This window comes from Pseudomonas thermotolerans DSM 14292, from assembly GCF_000364625.1.
GTDB classification, from domain to species: Bacteria; Pseudomonadota; Gammaproteobacteria; order Pseudomonadales; family Pseudomonadaceae; genus Aquipseudomonas; species Aquipseudomonas thermotolerans.
The window spans coordinates 157,340-175,118 of the sequence record NZ_KB822601.1; the positions used below are offsets into that span (position 1 = coordinate 157,340).

Below are 17,779 nucleotides of genomic sequence, written 5' to 3' on the forward strand. Positions count from 1 at the left end.
GATGGCCCCCACGGCCATCGCCCTGCCGTCATCCTCGCCTTTCCCGCCCGCCGGATCGCAATTTGCCTCGCCGCCAGCTTTCAGCCTGCCGCGTTCTTTAGCATACTAGGCCGATCCATTGCCTTGGTTCGCCCGTGCCATGCATCGCGCCTTGCTCGCCCTGCTCTGCCTCTGTCTGATCACTCCGGTCGCCGCCGACCAGCGCGCGGAAACCCAGCGCCAGTTGGAGGCCGCCCGCAAGGACATCAACGAGCTGAAGAAGCTGCTCGAGCAGATCGAGCAGGAGAAGTCCGCCGTGCAGAAGCAGCTGCGCGACACGGAAACCGAGATGGGCACGCTGGAACGGGAGATCAAGACCCTCCAGCAGGAGCTGAAGGACGGTGAAACCGAGCTGCGGCGGCTCGACGGCGAGAAAAAAAAACTCCAGGGCGCACGCCTTGAGCAGCAGCGCCTGATCGGCATCCAGGCCCGCGCCGCCTACCAGGCCGGCCACCAAGAGCCCCTGCGCCTGCTGCTCAACCAGCAGCAGCCGGAACAGTTCGCGCGTACCCTCACCTACTACGAATACCTCGGCAAGGCTCGCCTCGAGCAGCTGGAAGTGTTCAACGAGACCCTGCGCCAGCTGGCCAACGTGGAACGCGACATCGCCGACCAACAGGAACGCCTCGCCGAGCAAAAGCGTACCCTCGACCAGCGCCGTGAACAGCTCGCCACAGTGCGCAAGGAGCGCCAGCAGGCGCTGGCCAAGCTCAACCAGCAGTTCCGCGAACGCGACCGCCGGCTCAAGGCCCGTGAGCAGGACCAGGCCCAACTGGCCAGGGTGCTCAGGACCATCGAGGAAACCCTCGCCCGCCAGGCCCGCGAACGGGCTGCCGAAGAGGCCCGCCAACGCGCTCTGGCCGCGCAGCAGGCCGCCGGCACCAAGCCGCAGAGCCCTGGGCCACTGGTGTCCAGCGACGGCGCCAGCTACGGCGGCCCGTTCAGCCAGGCGCGCGGCAAGCTGCCCTGGCCGGTCAACGGCCGACTGATCGCCCGCTTCGGCGCGCCGCGCGGCAGCGACGCCCGCACCAAGTGGGACGGGGTGCTGATCGGCGCTCCCGCCGGAAGCCAGGTGCGCGCCATCCACGGCGGTCGGGTGGTGTTCGCCGACTGGTTGCGCGGAGCCGGACTTCTGGTCATCCTCGATCATGGCAACGGCTACCTGAGCCTCTATGGGCACAACCAGAGTCTGCTCAAGGACGCCGGCGACATCGTCAAGGCCGGCGAACCCATCGCCACCGTGGGCAACAGCGGTGGCCAGGATACCCCGGCGCTGTATTTCGCCATCCGCCAGCAGGGTCGCCCCAGCGACCCCGCGCAATGGTGCCGCGCTCAGGGCTAGGATGCCCCTCCGAGCGTCACTTCACTTCCAGGAGTCAGTTCGACATGCCGTATCTGTCCCGCCTTCCCTTCCCGGCCCTGGCCCTCGCGCTGCTGCTCGGCGGCGCGCCGCTGCTGCACGCCGCCGAGTCCGCGCCGGCCGCCAGCGCCGCGAGCAGCGGCGCGCGGGACAAAGCGCCCCTGCCGCTGGACGAGCTGCGTACCTTCGCCGAGGTCCTCGACCGGGTGAAGGCCGCCTACGTCGAGCCCCTGGACGACAAGACTCTGCTGGAGAACGCCATCAAGGGCATGCTCGGCAACCTCGACCCGCACTCCGCCTACCTCGCCCCCGAGGACTTCCAGGAACTGCAGGAAAGCACCAGCGGCGAGTTCGGCGGGTTGGGCATCGAGGTGGGCATGGAGGACGGTTTCGTCAAGGTGATCTCGCCGATCGACGACACTCCCGCCTCCAAGGCCGGCATCCAGCCCGGCGACCTGATCATCAAGCTCGACGGCCAGCCGACCAAGGGCATGTCGATGATGGACGCAGTGGACAAGATGCGCGGCAAGCCCGGTTCGAAGATCCTTCTGACCATCGTCCGCGACGGCGGCAAGCCCTTCGACCTCGAGCTGAGCCGTGCGGTGATCAAGGTCAAGAGCGTCAAGAGCCAGATGCTGGAACCGGGCTACGGGTACCTGCGCATCACCCAGTTCCAGGTCAACACCGGCGAGGAAGTCGGCAAGGCGTTGGCCAAGCTGAAGAAGGACAACGGCGGGCAGAAGCTGCGCGGTCTGGTCCTCGACCTGCGCAACAACCCCGGCGGCGTGCTACAGGCCGCGGTGGAGGTGGCCGACCACTTCCTCACCAGCGGGCTGATCGTCTACACCAAGGGGCGCATCGCCAACTCCGAGCTGCGCTTCTCCGCCACCCCGGCCGACGCCAGCGAGAAGGTGCCGCTGGTGGTGCTGATCAACGGCGGCAGCGCCTCGGCCTCGGAAATCGTCGCCGGCGCCCTGCAGGACCACAAGCGCGGCGTGCTGATGGGCACCGACAGCTTCGGCAAGGGCTCGGTGCAGACCGTGCTGCCGCTGAGCAACGATCGCGCCCTGAAGCTGACCACCGCGCTCTACTACACCCCCAACGGCCGCTCCATCCAGGCCCAGGGCATAGTGCCGGACATCGAGGTGGCGCGTGCCCGGATCACCCGCGAGCAGGAAGTCGCGGCCTACAAGGAGGCCGACCTGGTCGGCCACCTGGGCAACGGCAACGGCGGCGAGGAACGCCCGAGCAGCCGCAAGGCGAAGAAGGACGAGCCGCGTCCGCAGGACGACGACTACCAGCTGTCCCAGGCCCTCAACCTGCTCAAGGGCCTGAACATTACCCGCCAGTAAGCCGCCCCGGCGACCGGGCAAGAAAAAACCGGACCTCGCAGGTCCGGTTTTTTATGGCAACGCGCGGGCCGGACCCGCGGCACTCAGCGCACCACGATACCGCGCGCCGCCAGGTAGGCCTTGGCCTCAGGCACCGTGTACTCGCCGAAATGGAAGATGCTCGCCGCCAGCACCGCGTCGGCCTTGCCCTCGAGGATGCCGTCGGCCAGGTGCTGCAGGTTGCCGACCCCGCCTGAGGCGATCACCGGGATGCGCACCGCCTCGGACACCGCGCGGGTGACGCCCAGGTCGTAGCCGCTCTTCACCCCGTCCTGGTCCATGCTGGTGAGGAGGATCTCGCCGGCGCCCAGGGCCTCCATCTTCTTCGCCCATTCCACGGCATCCAGGCCGGTGGGCTTGCGCCCGCCGTGGGTGAAGATCTCCCAGCGCGGCGCCTCGCCCGGGGCGGAGACCCGCTTGGCGTCGATGGCCACCACGATGCACTGAGAGCCGAAGCGCTCGGCGGCCTCGCCGACGAACTCCGGGTTGAACACCGCGGCGGTGTTGATCGACACCTTGTCGGCCCCGGCATTGAGCAGGTTGCGGATGTCCTGCACGGTACGCACGCCACCACCCACGGTCAGCGGGATGAACACCTGGCTCGCCATGCGCTCCACGGTGTGCAGGGTGGTGTCGCGGCCCTGGTGGCTGGCGGTGATGTCCAGGAAGGTGATCTCGTCGGCGCCCTGCTCGTCGTAGCGACGGGCGATCTCCACCGGGTCGCCGGCGTCGCGGATGTTCTCGAACTTGACGCCCTTGACCACCCGGCCGTTGTCCACGTCCAGGCAGGGGATGATGCGTTTGGCCAATGCCATTGCTGAAGCCCTCTCTAAACGGCTGCGCCGCGCATCCGCGGCGTTGCGTGGCGCTCGCTCCTCGGCGTACCCGATGTACCATCTCGTCGCTGCTCGCCACGCGCCCTGCGCCTGAAGCGGCTCGCTCGTTCAGCGAGGCTTCAGCGCCTGATTAACCTTGATTCACCCCTTGAAGCTGTCGCACAGCGCCTGGGCCTCGGCCACGTCCAGGGTGCCCTCGTAGATCGCCCGGCCGGTGATGGCGCCGATGATCCCCGGCTCTCGGGCGTCCAGCAGCTTCTGGATGTCCCCCAGGTTGTGGATGCCACCGGAGGCGATCACCGGGATGGAGGTGGCGCGGGCCAGGGCCGCGGTGGCCTCGACGTTGCAGCCCTGCATCATGCCGTCCTTGGCGATGTCGGTGTAAACGATGGCCGCGACCCCATCGGCCTCGAAGCGCCGGGCAAGATCCACCACCTGCACGCTGGAGACCTCGGCCCAGCCGTCGGTGGCAACGAAGCCGTCCTTGGCGTCCAGGCCGACGATCACCTTGCCGGGGAAGGCCCGGCAGGCCTCGCCGACGAATTCCGGCTGTTTGACCGCCTTGGTGCCGATGATCACGTAGCTGACCCCGGCGCGTACGTAGTGCTCGATGGTCTCCAGGGAACGGATGCCGCCACCGATCTGGATCGGCAGCTGCGGGTAGCGCTTGGCGATGGCGGTGACCACCTCGCCGTTAACCGGCTTGCCCTCGAAGGCGCCGTTCAGGTCCACCAGGTGGAGGCGGCGGCAGCCGGCCTCGACCCACTTGGCGGCCATGGCCACAGGGTCGTTGGAGAACACCGTGGCGTCGTCCATCAGGCCCTGGCGCAGACGCACGCAGGCGCCGTCCTTGAGATCGATAGCGGGGATGATCAGCATCGCTTGTTTCCTAAGGTCAGAAGGGGCTGCTGGCACCGCGCGCTCCGGCGGCGCCCGCACGAATCCAGTGGCCGCCTACCAGCGGCCGTCCCAGGCGGCGAAGTTCTGCAGCAACTGCAGGCCGTGGGTATGGCTCTTCTCCGGGTGGAACTGCACGGCGAAACGCGGCCCGTCGGCCAGCGCGGCGACGAAGTCCTTGCCGTAGTGGCCGCGGCCGACCACCTGCTTGGGATTGCCGGCCTCTACGTAATAGCTGTGCACGAAGTAGAAGCGCCCGCGGTTGGGGATGTTGTGCCACAGCGGGTGATCCACGCTCTGCACCACCTCGTTCCAGCCCATGTGCGGCACCTTGAGCGGCTCGCCGGCTTCCGCCAGATCCTTGCCGAAGAAGCGCACCTGGCCGGGGAACAGGCCGAGGCAGTCCACCCCACCGTTCTCCTCGCTGTGCTCCAGCAGCGCCTGCATGCCCACGCAGATGCCGAGGAACGGCCGGTCGACGCTCACCTCGCGGACCAGTTGGTCGAAGCCCTGGCGACGGATCTCCGCCATGCAATCGCGGATCGCGCCGACCCCGGGGAACACGACCCGGTCGGCCTCGCGAATCACCTTGGCATCGCTGCTGACCAGCACCCGCCCGGCGCCGACGTGCTCGAGAGCCTTGGCCACCGAGTGCAGGTTGCCCATTCCATAGTCGATGACGGCTACCGTCTGCATCACAGGCACCCTTTGGTGGAAGGCATCTGCCCGGCCATGCGCTCGTCCGGCTCCACGGCCATGCGCAGGGCACGGCCGAAGGCCTTGAACACCGTCTCGATCTGGTGGTGGGTGTTGGTGCCGCGCAGGTTGTCGATGTGCAGGGTCACCTGGGCGTGGTTGACGAAGCCCTGGAAGAACTCCTGGAACAGGTCCACGTCGAAGCCGCCGACCAGCGCGCGGGTGAAGGGCACGTGCATGTGCAGGCCGGGACGCCCGGAGAAGTCGACGACCACCCGCGACAGTGCCTCGTCCAGCGGCACGTAGGCGTGGCCGTAGCGGCGAATGCCCTTCTTGTCGCCGATGGCCCTGGCGAAGGCCTGGCCGAGGGTGATGCCGACGTCCTCGACGGTGTGATGATCGTCGATGTGCAGGTCGCCCTTGCAGTAGATGTCCAGGTCGATCAGGCCATGGCGGGCGATCTGGTCGAGCATGTGCTCGAGGAAGGGCACGCCGATATCGAACTTGGCCTTGCCAGTGCCATCCAGATTGATCGAGACCTTGATCTGAGTCTCCAGGGTGTTGCGCTCGACGGACGCCGTACGTTCGGCCATCACCAGCTCCACAGAAATGCCCACGGGAAAGGGCTGCATTATAGGCCGGCAGGCCGCGGCACTGCTACCGACGGGCGCCGCCGGCCTCAGCCACGGCGCCTTCCTGCAGCAGGCGCTCCAGGCCGACCAGCAGACGCTCCAGGGCCCCCTGGTTGGCGTGTAGCACCGCCAGCCCGGCCGCGCCCATGGCCCGCGCCCGTTCCGGCTCCGCCCAGAGTTCCAGCAGCGCCGCGGCCAGGCCGTCGGCGCCCTGCACCTCGCGCAACGCCCCGGCGTCGCGCAGCTGGGCGGCGATCTCCAGGAAGTTGAACAGGTGTGGGCCGCTGAGCACCGGCTTGCCGAGGGCCGCCGGCTCCAGCAGGTTGTGGCCGCCGTTGGCCACCAGGCTGCCGCCGACGAAGGCCAGATCGGCCAAGGCGTAGAGGAACAGCAGCTCGCCCATGGTGTCGCCAAGCAGCACCTGGGTGGCGGCGTCCACCACCTCGCCCGCCGAGCGCCGGCGGGTGACGAAGCCGCGCTGGCGACACAGCCCGTGGACCTCGGCGAAACGCTCCGGATGACGCGGCACCAGGATCAGCAGGGCCTCGGGGTGGTGCGTGAGGATCCGCCGGTGGGCGTCGAGGACGATCTCGTCCTCGCCGGCGTGGGTGCTGGCGGCGATCCACACCGGGCGTGCTGCGGCCTGCCACTCGGCGCGCAGGGCGGCGGCGCGCTCGGCCAGTGCCGGGTCGAGGTGCAGGTCGAACTTGATCGAGCCGGTCACCGTGATCCGCTCGGCCGGCGCCCCCAGGCGGCGGAAGCGCTCGGCCTCGGGCGCGGTCTGTACCGCCAGCCAGCTCAGCTCGCCGAGCATCGGCCGGGTCAGCCCGGCGAAGCGCGCATAGCCGCGCGCCGAGCGCTCGGAGAGCCGGGCGTTGGCGAGCACCACCGGGATGCCGCGCCGAGCGCACTGGTGGATGTGGTTGGGCCACAGCTCGGTTTCCATGATCACCGCCAGCTTCGGACGCAGGCGGTCGAGGAAACGTGCCGCGGCCCAGGGCAGGTCATAGGGCAGGTAGCAGTGCTGCACGCGGTCGCCGAACAGCGCCCGGATGCGCTCCGAGCCCGTGGGAGTCATGCAGGTGACGGTGACCGGCAGCTCCGGGTGGCGCTCCAGCAGGGCGCGGACCATGGGCGCCGCGGCGATGCTCTCGCCCACCGAGACGGCGTGCACCCAGATACCGCCCGGGCGCAGCGCCGGCAGCCGGCGGGCGAAGCGCTCGCCGATACGTCGCGCGTAGGCCGGCGCCTTGCGCGCGCGCAGGTACAGGCGCAGACCGATCAGCGGCAGACCGAGGTGGAACAGCAGGGTGTAGAGGTGTCGGTTCATGGCCGCGCAGCTTACCCCGCCCGTCCGTCGCTGGCGACTCGCAGATGCTCCTCCAGGCATCGGGTCAGCCAGTCGGCCGCCGGGCCGGGGCTCTCGTCGCGGCGCCAGACCAGCTCGACCACCAGCGGCGGCGGCGTCCAGTCGCTGCGCAGCTCGACGAGCTGCCCCTGGTAGGCCGGGTAGCGCGCCACGTGACGCGGCAACCAGGCCCAGCCGAGGTTGCGCATCACCAGCTCAGCCATGGCGTAGAAGCTGTCGGCACGCCAGACCAGCGGGCTGATCTGCTCGCCGCCCGGGTAGCGGCTGTCCTGGGGCGCCATCAACAGCTGGCGGTGGCCGGCCAGCTGGCGGCGGTCGGCGACCTGCTCGGCGGCCAGCGGGTGACTGGCGCCGCATACCGTGACCATCTCGATGGCGCCCAGCTGGCGACGTTCTAGGGCCTGGGGCATGCCCTCGTGGTGGAACAGCAGACCGAGGTCGGCGCGCCGCTCCAGCAACTTGCGCGCCACATCGCCCTGGGCCCCGCTGGCCAGCTGCACCTCGAGCAGCGGAAAGCGCCGGGCCAGCGCCTCCAGGCTGGCCAGCACCGGCTGGTAGGGCATCGCCTCGTCCTGGGCCAGGCGCAGGCGCGCCTCCTCGCCGCGTGCCAAGCCCAGCGCCCGGCCCTCCAGACGCTCGCACTGGCGCAGCACCGCACGAGCCTCCTCCAGCAGGGCCGCGCCGGCGGCGCTGAGGCGTGGTCGCTGGCCGCTGCTGCGCTCAAACAGCGTCACCCCCAGGTCGGCCTCGAGCAGGGCGATGGCCTGGCTCACAGCCGACTGCGCGCGGCGCTCCTGGCGAGCCACCGCCGAGAAGGACTGCGCCTCGGCGGCGCTGACGAAGAGGCGCAGCTGTTCCAGGTTCCAGTGCATGGCCAACCTATCTCCAAATCAGATTGGTATCCACTTTATCCCATCGTAGGAATCCCTAGAATCCGCCGCAGTGCAGAGGAGTCCGCAAGATGAATCCCTACGTCTATCTCGCCATCGCCATCGCCGCCGAAGTGATCGCCACCAGCTCGCTGAAGGCAGTCAAGGGGCTATCCACTCCGTTGCCGCTGCTGCTAGTGCTGGTCGGCTATGGGATCTCGTTCTGGATGCTGATCCTGGTCATGCGCAGCCTGCCGGTGGGCATCGTCTACGCCATCTGGTCCGGGCTCGGCATCGTGCTGGTCAGCCTGGTGGCGCTGTTCCTCTACGGCCAACGCCTAGACCTGCCGGCCATGCTGGGCATCGGCCTGATCATCGGCGGGGTGGTGGTGATCAACCTGTTCTCCAGCAGCGCCAGCCACTAGGACGCTGCAGCGGCGCGGGCAGGATATACTTGCCGGCCTGTTCACCTGCCGGACCTAGCCCCATGCCCCAAGCCCTTTCCACTGACGTGCTGATCATCGGCGGCGGCGTCGCCGGCCTCTGGCTGAACGCGCGCCTGCGTCGCCAGGGCTTCGCCACCCTGCTGGTGGAAAACGCCAGCCTCGGTGGCGGGCAGACCCTGAAGTCCCAGGGGATCATCCACGGCGGCACCAAGTACGCCCTGCACGGCGCCCTGAGCGGCTCCGCCGAGGCCATCGCCGACATGCCGCGGCGCTGGCGCGAGGCCCTGGCCGGCAGCGGCGAGCTGGATCTGTCCGGCGTGCGCCTGCTCTCCGACGCCCACTACCTGTGGTCGCCCGGCACCCTGACCGGCAACCTGGCGAGCTTCTTCGCCAGCAAGGCGATGCGCACCCGGGTCGACCAGGTGAAGGACGACCAACTGCCGCCAGCCCTGCAGAGCCCGGCCTTCAAGGGCAAGGTGTACCGTCTCAACGAACTGGTCCTCGACGTGCCCAGCCTGGTGGCGCGCCTCGCCGAACTGGCCGGCGACGGCCTGCTGGCCGGCAGCAGGATCGCGGCGCTGCGCGACGGCGAAGAGCTGGTCGGCCTGCGCGTCGACGACTACGAGATCCGCGCCCAGCGCATCGTGCTCAGCGCCGGCGCCGGCAACGAGGCGCTGCTCGCCGAACTCGGCCTGCGGCAGCCGGCCCAGCAGCGCCGCCCTCTGCACATGGTGCTGGTCAAGGGGCCGAGCCTGAAGCCGCTGTATGCCCACTGCCTGGGCGGCGGGCCCAAGCCGCGGATCACCGTGACCAGCCACCCGGCCGCCGACGGCCAGTGGGTCTGGTACCTGGGCGGCGACATCGCCGAGGCGGACGGCGTGGCCCGCGACCAGACCGCGCAGATCGCCGCGGCGCGCCGCGAGCTGGAGACCCTGCTGCCGTGGATCGACCTCGCCGAGGCGCGCTTCGCCACCCTGCGTGTGGACCGCGCCGAGCCGGCGCAGTCAGGCTTGGTGCGCCCGGACAACGCCTTCCTCGCCGAGCATGGGAGGCTGCTGGTCGGCTGGCCGACCAAGCTGGCCCTCGCCCCGGACTTCGCCGACCGCGTGCTGGCCAGCCTGGAGCGCGCCGACCTGCGCCCCGCGGCACGGCCGCCGCTGCCGGCCCTGCCGCGTCCGCCGCTGGCCCGCCCGGTATGGGAGGAGCTGCTGCCATGAAGACAGACAGCCTGCACGACCTGCACCGCCCGCTGGGCAGCACCGGCCTGCTGGTCTCGCCGCTCGGCCTGGGCACCGTCAAGCTCGGCCGCGATCAGGGAGTAAAGTACCCCAGCGGCTTCGCCATCCCCGACGACCAGGCCGCCCGCGCCCTGCTCGAGCTGGCCCGCGAGCTGGGCATCAACCTGCTCGACACCGCGCCGGCCTACGGGCGCAGCGAGGAACGCCTCGGCCCGCTGCTGCGCGGCCAGCGCCAGGACTGGGTGATCGTCAGCAAGGTCGGCGAGGAGTTCGACAACGGCCAATCGCGCTTCGACTTCTCGGCGCGCCATACCCGCGCATCGGTGGAACGCAGCCTGCGCCGCCTGGAAACCGACTACCTCGACCTGGTGCTGGTGCACTCGGACGGCAATGATCTGGCGATCCTCGACAACGGCGAGGTCTACCCGACCCTGGCGGCGCTCAAGGCGGAGGGCAAGATCCGCGCCTTCGGTCTCTCCGGCAAGACCGTGGAAGGCGGCCTGCGCGCCCTGCGCGACGGCGACTGCGCCATGGTCACCTACAACCTGGCCGAGCAGGGTGAGCGGCCGGTGCTCGACTACGCCGCCACCCATGCCAAGGGCATCCTGATCAAGAAGGCCCTGGCCAGCGGCCACGTCTGCGTTGGCGACCAGGCGCCGCAAGACCCGGTGCAGGCCAGCTTCGAGCTGGTGTTCGGTCACCCCGGGGTGAGTGCCGCGATAGTCGGAACCATCAACCCGCTGCATCTGTCCCATAATGTCGCCACTGCAGCACAGGTGATCCGTTCCCGCATCCACAATAACAGCTAGAGGCCGCCCCGGTGGCCGACGAGGAGCCGAGATGTCGAAAATCCTGGCCCGCAAGGACCCTAGCGCCTTCCACACCCTGCCGCTGTTCGTCGAAGCCGATGCCGAGGAGCTCTGCTACCAGAGCCTCGGCCAGCCGCTGAACTTCACCCAGATGCTGGCTCGCCGCCGCCCCATTGAGGTGGCCGACAGTCAGCGCTTCGCCGCCGAGCTGGCCAACCTCGGCGTCTCGGTGCGCCTGACCCTCGGCTGGCAGGGCCGCGACTACTGGGTGCTGGTCCGCCAGCGCCGCGCGGACCGCGGCGACGTGGTCCTCAAGCTGATCTCCGGTTACGTGCCGGCCCACGAGCTCAACCTGCCGCTGCTCACCGCGATCCACGAAGTGGCCGAGGAATGCCTGCTGGAAACCCCGGAAGGCTGGCTCACCGGGCGCTTCGGCGACACCTGGCTGCCCACCCCCTACCCGGGCGTGCATTACCGCGAGCAGGTGAGCTTCCGCCTCAGCCCACTGTCCGGCTCCGCGCGTCAGGTGCGCTGCGGCAACCTGACCCTGCAGGAACGCCCGCGCGCCTACGTGCACCTGCCCACCGCCTCGCTGCAGCTGGTCTACGACCTGCGCCTGGAACTGCCCAAGGAAGTTCGCCAGTTGACCCTGCTACACGTCGACGAACGCCTCGAGGACGGCCAACTGGTGGCTCGCCTCGACCGCCGCCATCCGGACCTCTATCTGATTCCCCTCGAGCAGGGCCGCCCCACCGCCACCCTGCTGACCCTGCAGAACGGCCTGCTCCGGCCCGTCTCCACCCGCGGCCTGTGGCTGGCCGAAAGCTTCGCGGCGCAGGACGGCTGGCTGGTGCGCGACGAGCGCATCCGCTGGAAGGACTGGGTGGCCCAGCTGAAGCTGCAGCCGGCCAGCCCAAGGGGCCCGGTGCGCCGCCTCGCGGAACGCGCCCGCCGCCTGCTGCGCATGGCCTGATCCCCTCGCCACGCCGGGCCACTCGGCCCGGCTTTTCATGGAAGTCGTACCAAGGACCCGCATGCCCCACCACCTGCCCCAGCTCGCCCCGCGCACCGCCCGCCTGCTGCCCTGGATAGTGGCCATCGCCTTCTTCATGCAGACCCTGGACGGCACCATCCTCAACACCGCCCTGCCGGCCATGGCCCGCGACCTGGCCGAGGATCCGCTGCGCATGCAGTCGGTGGTGATCGCCTACATGCTCACCGTGGCCCTGCTGATCCCCGCCTCGGGATGGATCGCCGACCGCTTCGGCACCCGACGGATCTTCTTCGGCGCCATCCTGCTGTTCAGCCTCGGCTCGCTGTTCTGTGCGCTGTCCACCAGCCTCGCCCAGCTGGTGGCCTCGCGGGTGGTGCAGGGCCTCGGCGGCGCGCTGATGATGCCGGTCGGCCGCCTGGTGGTGCTGCGCGCCTACCCGCGCAGCGAGCTGGTGCGGATCATGGGCTTCGTCACCGTGCCCGGCCTGCTCGGCCCGCTGATCGGTCCGACCCTGGGCGGCTGGCTGGTGGAGTACGCCAGCTGGCACTGGATCTTCCTGATCAACCTGCCGGTCGGCCTACTCGGCTGCCTCGCCGCCCAGACCCTGATGCCCAACCTGCGCGGACCGGAGCGCAAGCCCTTCGACGGCCTCGGCTTCCTGCTGTTCGGCGCTGCCATGGTGCTGATCACCATCGCCCTGGAGGGCCTCGGCGAGCTGCACCTGCCGCACCTGCGGGTGCTGCTCCTGCTGTTCGCCGGACTGGCCTGCCTGGCCGCCTACTGGCTGCGCGCCGGCCAGGTTGAGACGCCGCTGTTCGCCCCCAGCCTGTTCCGCACCCGGACCTTCGCGGTGGGCATCCTCGGCAACCTGTTCGCCCGCCTGGGCAGCGGCGCCCTGCCCTTCCTGGTGCCGCTGCTGCTGCAGGTGGCGCTCGGCTACTCGCCGGCCGAGGCGGGGATGAGCATGATCCCCCTGGCCCTGGCGGCGATGTTCGTCAAGTCCCAGGCCGGCCGGCTGATCGAGCGCCTCGGCTACCGCCGGGTGCTGACCGGCAACACCCTGGCCCTCGGCTTCGGCCTGGCCAGCCTGGCCCTGGCCGGCCCGGATTATCCCTACGGACTGCTGCTCATCCAGCTGGCCCTGCTCGGAGGGGTCAACTCGCTGCAGTTCACCGCGATGAACACCGTTACCCTGATCGATCTGGACGACCGCGCGGCGAGTAGCGGCAACAGCCTGCTCTCGGTGGTCGCCCAGCTGTCCATGAGTCTCGGCGTGGCCTGCGCGGCGGCCCTGCTGGGTGGCTTCAGCGCCTCCATCGCCGCCGGCACCGACAGCGTGCTCGGCGCCTTCCGTGCCACCTTCCTGTGCGTCGGCGGGCTGACCCTGCTGGCCGCGGCCATCTTCCTGCAGCTCGACCGGAGCGCCGGGCGCCAACCGCGCAAGACCGGCGCGCCGCCCGGCGACTGAGCGCTTAGGTCAACCACGCCTGAACGCCGCGGCCATTGCCGCGGCGGCGCCGGCGGCTAGGCTGGAAGGCGGACCGACAAGAAAAGGGGACTAACCGCCATGGCCCTGCCCACCGAGCTGGCCCGCCTGTTCACCGAAGAACGCATTGCCTTCATCAAGCGCATGAACCTCAAGGCCGAGGTGCTCGAGCCCGGCTACGTGCGCCTGCGTGCACCGCTGGCCGGAAACGAGAACCACATCGGCACCATGTACGCCGGCGCCCTGTTCACCCTCGCCGAGGTACCCGGCGGCGCCCTGTTCGTCACCAGCTTCGACCACCAGCGCTTCTACCCCATCGTCAAGGAAGTCAACCTGCGCTTTCGCCGCCCGGCCACCGGCGACATCCACGTCGAGGCGCGGCTCTCCGCCTCTGAGATCGAGCGCATCCAGATCGAGGCGGCAGCCAACGGCAAGGCCGACTACGCCTTGGAGCTGCAGCTCTGCGACGCCGCCGGCGAGGTGGTGGCCGAAAGCCGCGCCCTCTACCAGCTGCGCCGCCAGTGAGCCGGGCCGCCACGGAGTTGATCCAAGACAACGGGGCCGGCCCGTCGCGACCGCAGACTGTCAACCTGCCCCATCCAGCTTTGCCGTCCGCGGGAGGTTCACCATGTTCCGTCACATCCTGATCGCCCATGACCTCAGCCAGGAGGCCGAGGTGGCGCTGCGCCGCGCCGCCCAGTTGGCCCTCCAGCACGGCGCCCGACTGAGCCTGGTGCACGTGCTCGACCACCCGGACCTGCGCGAGCCGACCGCCGCCCACTTGCGCCAGCGCCTGGCCCTGGCCGGTCTGCCTGGCGGGCAGATCCTCCTCGACAGCGGCGAGCCCCACGAATGCATCGCCCGTCGCCTCAAGGAGAGCGGCGCCGACCTGGCGGTGATGGGCGCGCACCACAAGGGCCGTCCCGAGCTGTTCGCCGGCACCACCCTGGAGCGAGTGGCACGCTGTAGCCAGGTGCCGGTGCTGCTCGCGGTCGGCGAACCGCAGCCCTATCGTCAGGCGCTGGCGGCCCTGGACTTCTCCCTGGCCGCCTGCAACGCCCTGCAGACCGCCCGCCGCCTGCTCCCCGCGGAGGCCCGGCTGTTCGCCCTGCACATCCACGAGGTGGCGCCGGCTCAGGCCGCCGCGGCCGCCGAGGACCTGGCCCTGCAGACCAGCCTGTTCGAACGCCTGGTGGAGGACGAGCGCGCCAAGCTGCCGCCCGGCGCCCAGCTCGATCACGGCGTGCGCCAGGGCGAGCGCGGCGCCTGCCTGGCCGCGGCGATCGCCGAGCTGCGCCCGCAGCTGGTCGCACTCGGCCAGCACCGCCGCAGCATCCTCAGCGAGGCGCTGCTCGGCAGCCTGGCCCAGCAGCTGCTGCGCGAGCCGCCCTGCGACGTGCTGATCAGCCGCGCCGGCCCTTGCCGCGTGGATCGTCGAGCAGGCGGTGCAGTGCGACGAACTGCCGGGTCAGCTTGTGGCTGCGGTCCAGGTGGATCAGCGGCGTGCAGGCCTGGTGCGACTCGCGCATCTTCACCGAGCTCATCAGGTACACCGGCAGCACCGGCAGGTCCTCGGCGACCAGCTCGTCGAGGATCTGCTGCGGCAGGCTGGCGCGCGGCTGGAACTGGTTGACCACGATGCCCTCCAGCTCCAGGTCCTCGTTGTGGTCCTCCCTGAGCTCCTCGAGCTCGCGCAACAGGCCGTACAACGCCTGGCGCGAGAAGCTGTCGCAGTCGAAGGGCACCAGGCAGCGCTCGGCGGCGATCAATGCGGAAATCGCGTAGAAGTTCAGCGCCGGCGGAGTGTCCAGGTAGATCCGCTCGTAGTCCTCCTCCAACGCCTCCAGCAGTTTACGCAGCTTGGTGATCTTGTGCTTGGCCTCCAGCTTCGGCTGCAGCTCGGCCAGCTCGGGCGAGGCGGTGATCACGTGCAGGTTGGCGTAGGGCGTCTCGTAGATGTCCACCGCGGCCTTCCTGGCAAAGGGCCCGGAAGCCAGGGTCTGGCGGAAGAAGTCGGCGATACCGTTGGGCAGCTCGTCGCCGCTCAGTCCGGTGAGGTAGTGGGTGGAGTTGGCCTGGGCATCCAGGTCCACCAGCAGGGTGCGGTAGCCCTCTGCCGCACTCACCGCCGCCAGGTTGCAGGCAATGCTCGACTTGCCCACGCCGCCCTTCTGATTGAAGACCACACGCCGCATCGCACACCTCCTGATGAAGTGGTTGGCCCGAGTCCATGCAAGGCCCGTGACAGGCACGCGGCATGCCGCCCACTGCTCGTCGCCTGAGGATAGCCGTCTGCGCCTAGCCGGCGGCGGCGAAGGCCTCACGGGTCAGCAGCTCGACGAAGGCCAGCGCCTGCGGCGAGCACTCGCGGCTGCGGCGCACCAACCAGACCGCACTGGTGGCGCCGGGGTCGAGCAGCTCGAGGAACACCACCCCGTCGATGCGCATGCGACGGAACGAGGCGGGCAGCACCGAGACCCCCAGGCCGGCGGCCACCAGGCCGATGATGGTCATCGCCTCACCGGCCTCCTGGGCGATACGCGGGGTAAAGCCGGCCTGACGGGTCAACTCGAGCAGTTGGTCGTAAAGGCCGGTGCCGAAGCTGACCGGGAAGTACACGAAGGGCTCCTCGGCCAGCTCGGCCAGGCCGATGCCCCCGTCGCGGCCCTGGGCGAGCGGATGGTCGGCACGCAGCACGGCGACCAGTGGCTCGCGGAACAGCTCGGTGCGCTCCATGCCCTCGGGCAGCGCCAGCGGGCGGATCACCCCCACCTGCACGCGGCGCTCCTGCAGCGCGGCGACCACCTGGCGGCTGCTCATCTCCAGCAGCTCGAGGTGTACCGCCGGATAGGCCTGGCGGAAGGCGAAGATGCTGCGCGGGATGGTTGAGGTGAAGGGCGCCGAGGAGGTGAAGCCGATCTTCAGCTCGCCGATTTCCCCGCGCTGGGCGCGCCGCGCCAGCTGTACGGCCTTATCCGACTGGGCCAGCACCTGGCGCGCCTCGGCGAGGAACAGCCGGCCCACCTCGGTGAGCGCCACCCGGCGGTTGGTGCGCTCCAGGAGGCGCGCGCCCAGCTCCTCCTCCAGCGCCTGGATCTGCTGGCTGAGCGGCGGCTGGGAGATGCCTAGGCGCTCGGCGGCACGCCCAAAGTGCAGCTCCTCGGCGACCGCGACGAAGTAACGCAGGTGGCGCAGTTCCATGGCCTTCCCCATTGATTCTCAAAACATATCAAATAGGTCAAACAATATATTGGAAATACCAAATTACGCTCCATATCCTTGTCGCCATAACGCCAACTACAACTTTCCCTGTCATTGCCGGCGTGCACTGCTACCCCCTGGTACGCGGCCCGGCCCCAGTATCCGAGGTGAGTTGTGACCCCTTCCGTCGCGAGCAAGGCATCCTCCTTGCCGAGCCCCGAGCCCGTCGCCCAGACCACGGCTGACGTCCTGCCCAGCCATATCGAAAAAGGCAGCCCGGCCTTCCTGCGCACCTCCCTGGCGCTGTTCGCCGGCGGATTCGCCACCTTCGCCCTGCTCTACTGCGTGCAGCCAATGATGCCGGTGCTGTCCCGCGCCTACGGTCTGACTGCCGCACAGAGCAGCCTGGTGCTGTCGATCTCGACAATCATGCTAGCCATCGGCCTGCTGATCTTCGGGCCCATTTCCGACGCCATCGGCCGCAAGAAGCTGATGGTGGCGTCGCTGGTCTGCGCCTCGGCGTTCACCATCGGCACCGTGCTGATGCCCAGCTGGCACGGCGTGCTGCTGATGCGCGCACTGATCGGCCTGTCGCTGAGCGGCCTGGCCGCGGTGGCCATGACCTACCTGAGCGAGGAGATCCACCCGCTACACCTGGGCCTGGCCATGGGCCTGTACATCAGCGGCAACGCCATCGGCGGGATGAGCGGCCGGCTGATCACCGGGGTGCTGGTGGACTTCGTCTCCTGGCAGCTGGCGGTGGCCATCCTCGGCAGCCTGGCGCTGGCCGCCGCGCTGCTGTTCTGGCGCTTCTTGCCCGAGTCGCGCAACTTCCGCCCCACCCGGCTGCGCCCGCGGGCACTGCTCGCCGGCTTCCGCGCCCACCTGCTGGACGCCGGCCTGCCTTGGCTGTTCCTCGAGGGCTTCCTGCTGATGGGCGCCTTCGTGACCCTGTTCAACTACATCGGCTACCGCCTGCTGGACGCCCCCTACCATCTGAGCCAGGCGCTGGTCGGCCTGCTCTCGGTGGTCTACCTGGCGGGCATCTACAGCTCGGCCTGGGTCGGCTCGCTGGCCGACCGCCTGGGCCGCCGCCGGGTGCTCAAGGCGGTGATCATGGTGATGCTCGGCGGCCTGCTGCTGACCCTGTTCAGCCCCCTGGCCCTGGTGCTGGCCGGCATGCTGGTATTCACCTTCGGCTTCTTCGGCGCCCATTCGGTGGCCAGCAGCTGGATAGGCCGTCGCGCCCTGCGCAACAAGGGCCAGGCCTCGGCGCTCTACCTGTTCAGCTACTACCTGGGCTCCAGCCTGGCCGGCACCCTCGGCGGGCTGTTCTGGCACCACTACGGCTGGCCGGGGGTCGGCCTGTTCATCGCCGGCCTGCTGCTCCTAGCCCTGCTCGCCGCCCTGCACCTGGCGCGGGTGCCGGCGCTGCCCGGGCAGTTCGCGGCCGCCCAGCCGGCGCACTAAGCGGAAGCTGGATACGACAAGGGCGCCGAATGGCGCCCTTGTCGTT

Annotated in this window: 17 protein-coding genes and 1 pseudogene; 10 read left to right on the plus strand and 8 right to left on the minus strand. The window is 69.6% G+C overall.

The genetic code is table 11. The features are described from left to right. Positions 1-139: 139 nt before the first annotated feature. Both H165_RS0103665 and H165_RS0103670 read left to right on the plus strand, forming a co-directional pair. Positions 140-1,381 carry a murein hydrolase activator EnvC family protein gene (locus H165_RS0103665; RefSeq protein WP_017937556.1) on the plus strand — a complete coding sequence of 414 codons (1,242 nt, stop codon included), beginning with the start codon at positions 140-142 and terminating at the stop codon, positions 1,379-1,381. Between the two features lie 44 nt (positions 1,382-1,425). Beyond that, the gene (locus H165_RS0103670) at positions 1,426-2,751 is read left to right on the plus strand and encodes a S41 family peptidase (protein ID WP_017937557.1); all 1,326 of its coding nucleotides are present in this window, start codon (positions 1,426-1,428) and stop codon (positions 2,749-2,751) included. Between the two features lie 83 nt (positions 2,752-2,834). Here the strand turns inward: H165_RS0103670 and hisF are convergent, their stop codons facing one another. From hisF to H165_RS0103700, 6 genes are all read right to left on the minus strand, one after another. Beyond that, a complete protein-coding gene (gene hisF, locus H165_RS0103675; RefSeq protein ID WP_026146334.1) occupies positions 2,835-3,605 on the minus strand; it encodes an imidazole glycerol phosphate synthase subunit HisF in 771 nt (256 codons plus the stop codon). 162 nt (positions 3,606-3,767) lie between these two features. Beyond that, positions 3,768-4,505: a 1-(5-phosphoribosyl)-5-[(5-phosphoribosylamino)methylideneamino]imidazole-4-carboxamide isomerase gene (gene hisA, locus H165_RS0103680; RefSeq protein ID WP_017937559.1), complete on the minus strand. Its 738-nt coding sequence runs from the start codon at positions 4,503-4,505 to the stop codon at positions 3,768-3,770. Between the two features lie 75 nt (positions 4,506-4,580). Continuing rightward, positions 4,581-5,219 (minus strand): imidazole glycerol phosphate synthase subunit HisH, encoded by a 639-nt coding sequence (gene hisH / locus H165_RS0103685; RefSeq protein WP_026146335.1) that lies wholly within the window; start codon positions 5,217-5,219, stop codon positions 4,581-4,583. After that, positions 5,219-5,812, minus strand: a complete 594-nt coding sequence (gene hisB, locus H165_RS0103690; protein WP_017937561.1) for an imidazoleglycerol-phosphate dehydratase HisB — start codon at positions 5,810-5,812, stop codon at positions 5,219-5,221. The genes hisH and hisB overlap by 1 nt, the downstream gene beginning before the upstream one ends. A 64-nt stretch (positions 5,813-5,876) precedes the next feature. Then, the gene (waaA, locus tag H165_RS0103695; RefSeq protein ID WP_017937562.1) at positions 5,877-7,181 is read right to left on the minus strand and encodes a lipid IV(A) 3-deoxy-D-manno-octulosonic acid transferase; all 1,305 of its coding nucleotides are present in this window, start codon (positions 7,179-7,181) and stop codon (positions 5,877-5,879) included. An 11-nt stretch (positions 7,182-7,192) separates the two neighbouring features. After that, a complete protein-coding gene (locus H165_RS0103700) occupies positions 7,193-8,092 on the minus strand; it encodes a LysR family transcriptional regulator (protein WP_017937563.1) in 900 nt (299 codons plus the stop codon). An 89-nt stretch (positions 8,093-8,181) separates the two neighbouring features. On the opposite strand from H165_RS0103700, the gene H165_RS0103705 reads away from it, so the two are divergent. The 7 genes and pseudogenes from H165_RS0103705 to H165_RS19065 form a co-directional block, all read left to right on the plus strand. Beyond that, positions 8,182-8,514, plus strand: coding sequence for an SMR family transporter (locus H165_RS0103705; RefSeq protein WP_017937564.1), 333 nt, complete (start codon positions 8,182-8,184; stop codon positions 8,512-8,514). 62 nt (positions 8,515-8,576) lie between these two features. Then, positions 8,577-9,752 (plus strand): NAD(P)/FAD-dependent oxidoreductase, encoded by a 1,176-nt coding sequence (locus tag H165_RS0103710; RefSeq protein WP_017937565.1) that lies wholly within the window; start codon positions 8,577-8,579, stop codon positions 9,750-9,752. Continuing rightward, positions 9,749-10,582, plus strand: a complete 834-nt coding sequence (locus tag H165_RS0103715; protein WP_017937566.1) for an aldo/keto reductase — start codon at positions 9,749-9,751, stop codon at positions 10,580-10,582. Before H165_RS0103710 ends, H165_RS0103715 begins: the two co-directional genes overlap by 4 nt. A gap of 31 nt (positions 10,583-10,613) precedes the next feature. Next, entirely contained in the window at positions 10,614-11,555 is a 942-nt protein-coding gene (locus tag H165_RS0103720) for a hypothetical protein (RefSeq protein WP_017937567.1), read from the plus strand. Between the two features lie 61 nt (positions 11,556-11,616). Beyond that, positions 11,617-13,044, plus strand: coding sequence for a multidrug transporter subunit MdtD (gene mdtD, locus H165_RS0103725; RefSeq protein ID WP_017937568.1), 1,428 nt, complete (start codon positions 11,617-11,619; stop codon positions 13,042-13,044). A gap of 99 nt (positions 13,045-13,143) precedes the next feature. Beyond that, complete coding sequence (locus H165_RS0103730; protein WP_017937569.1) at positions 13,144-13,587, plus strand: YiiD C-terminal domain-containing protein; 444 nt, start codon at positions 13,144-13,146, stop codon at positions 13,585-13,587. A 103-nt stretch (positions 13,588-13,690) separates the two neighbouring features. Then, a pseudogene (locus tag H165_RS19065) lies at positions 13,691-14,413 on the plus strand (universal stress protein); the annotation flags it as partial. A gap of 52 nt (positions 14,414-14,465) precedes the next feature. On the opposite strand, the gene H165_RS0103740 reads toward H165_RS19065, so the two are convergent. Together H165_RS0103740 and H165_RS0103745 are read right to left on the minus strand one after the other, a co-directional pair. Continuing rightward, positions 14,466-15,257, minus strand: coding sequence for a ParA family protein (locus tag H165_RS0103740; protein ID WP_017937570.1), 792 nt, complete (start codon positions 15,255-15,257; stop codon positions 14,466-14,468). A 103-nt stretch (positions 15,258-15,360) separates the two neighbouring features. After that, the gene (locus H165_RS0103745) at positions 15,361-16,263 is read right to left on the minus strand and encodes a LysR family transcriptional regulator (protein ID WP_026146336.1); all 903 of its coding nucleotides are present in this window, start codon (positions 16,261-16,263) and stop codon (positions 15,361-15,363) included. Positions 16,264-16,470: 207 nt separating this feature from the next. Between H165_RS0103745 and H165_RS0103750 the strand changes: the two genes are divergently transcribed. Continuing rightward, positions 16,471-17,733: an MFS transporter gene (locus tag H165_RS0103750; protein WP_017937572.1), complete on the plus strand. Its 1,263-nt coding sequence runs from the start codon at positions 16,471-16,473 to the stop codon at positions 17,731-17,733. Positions 17,734-17,779: the final 46 nt, after the last annotated feature.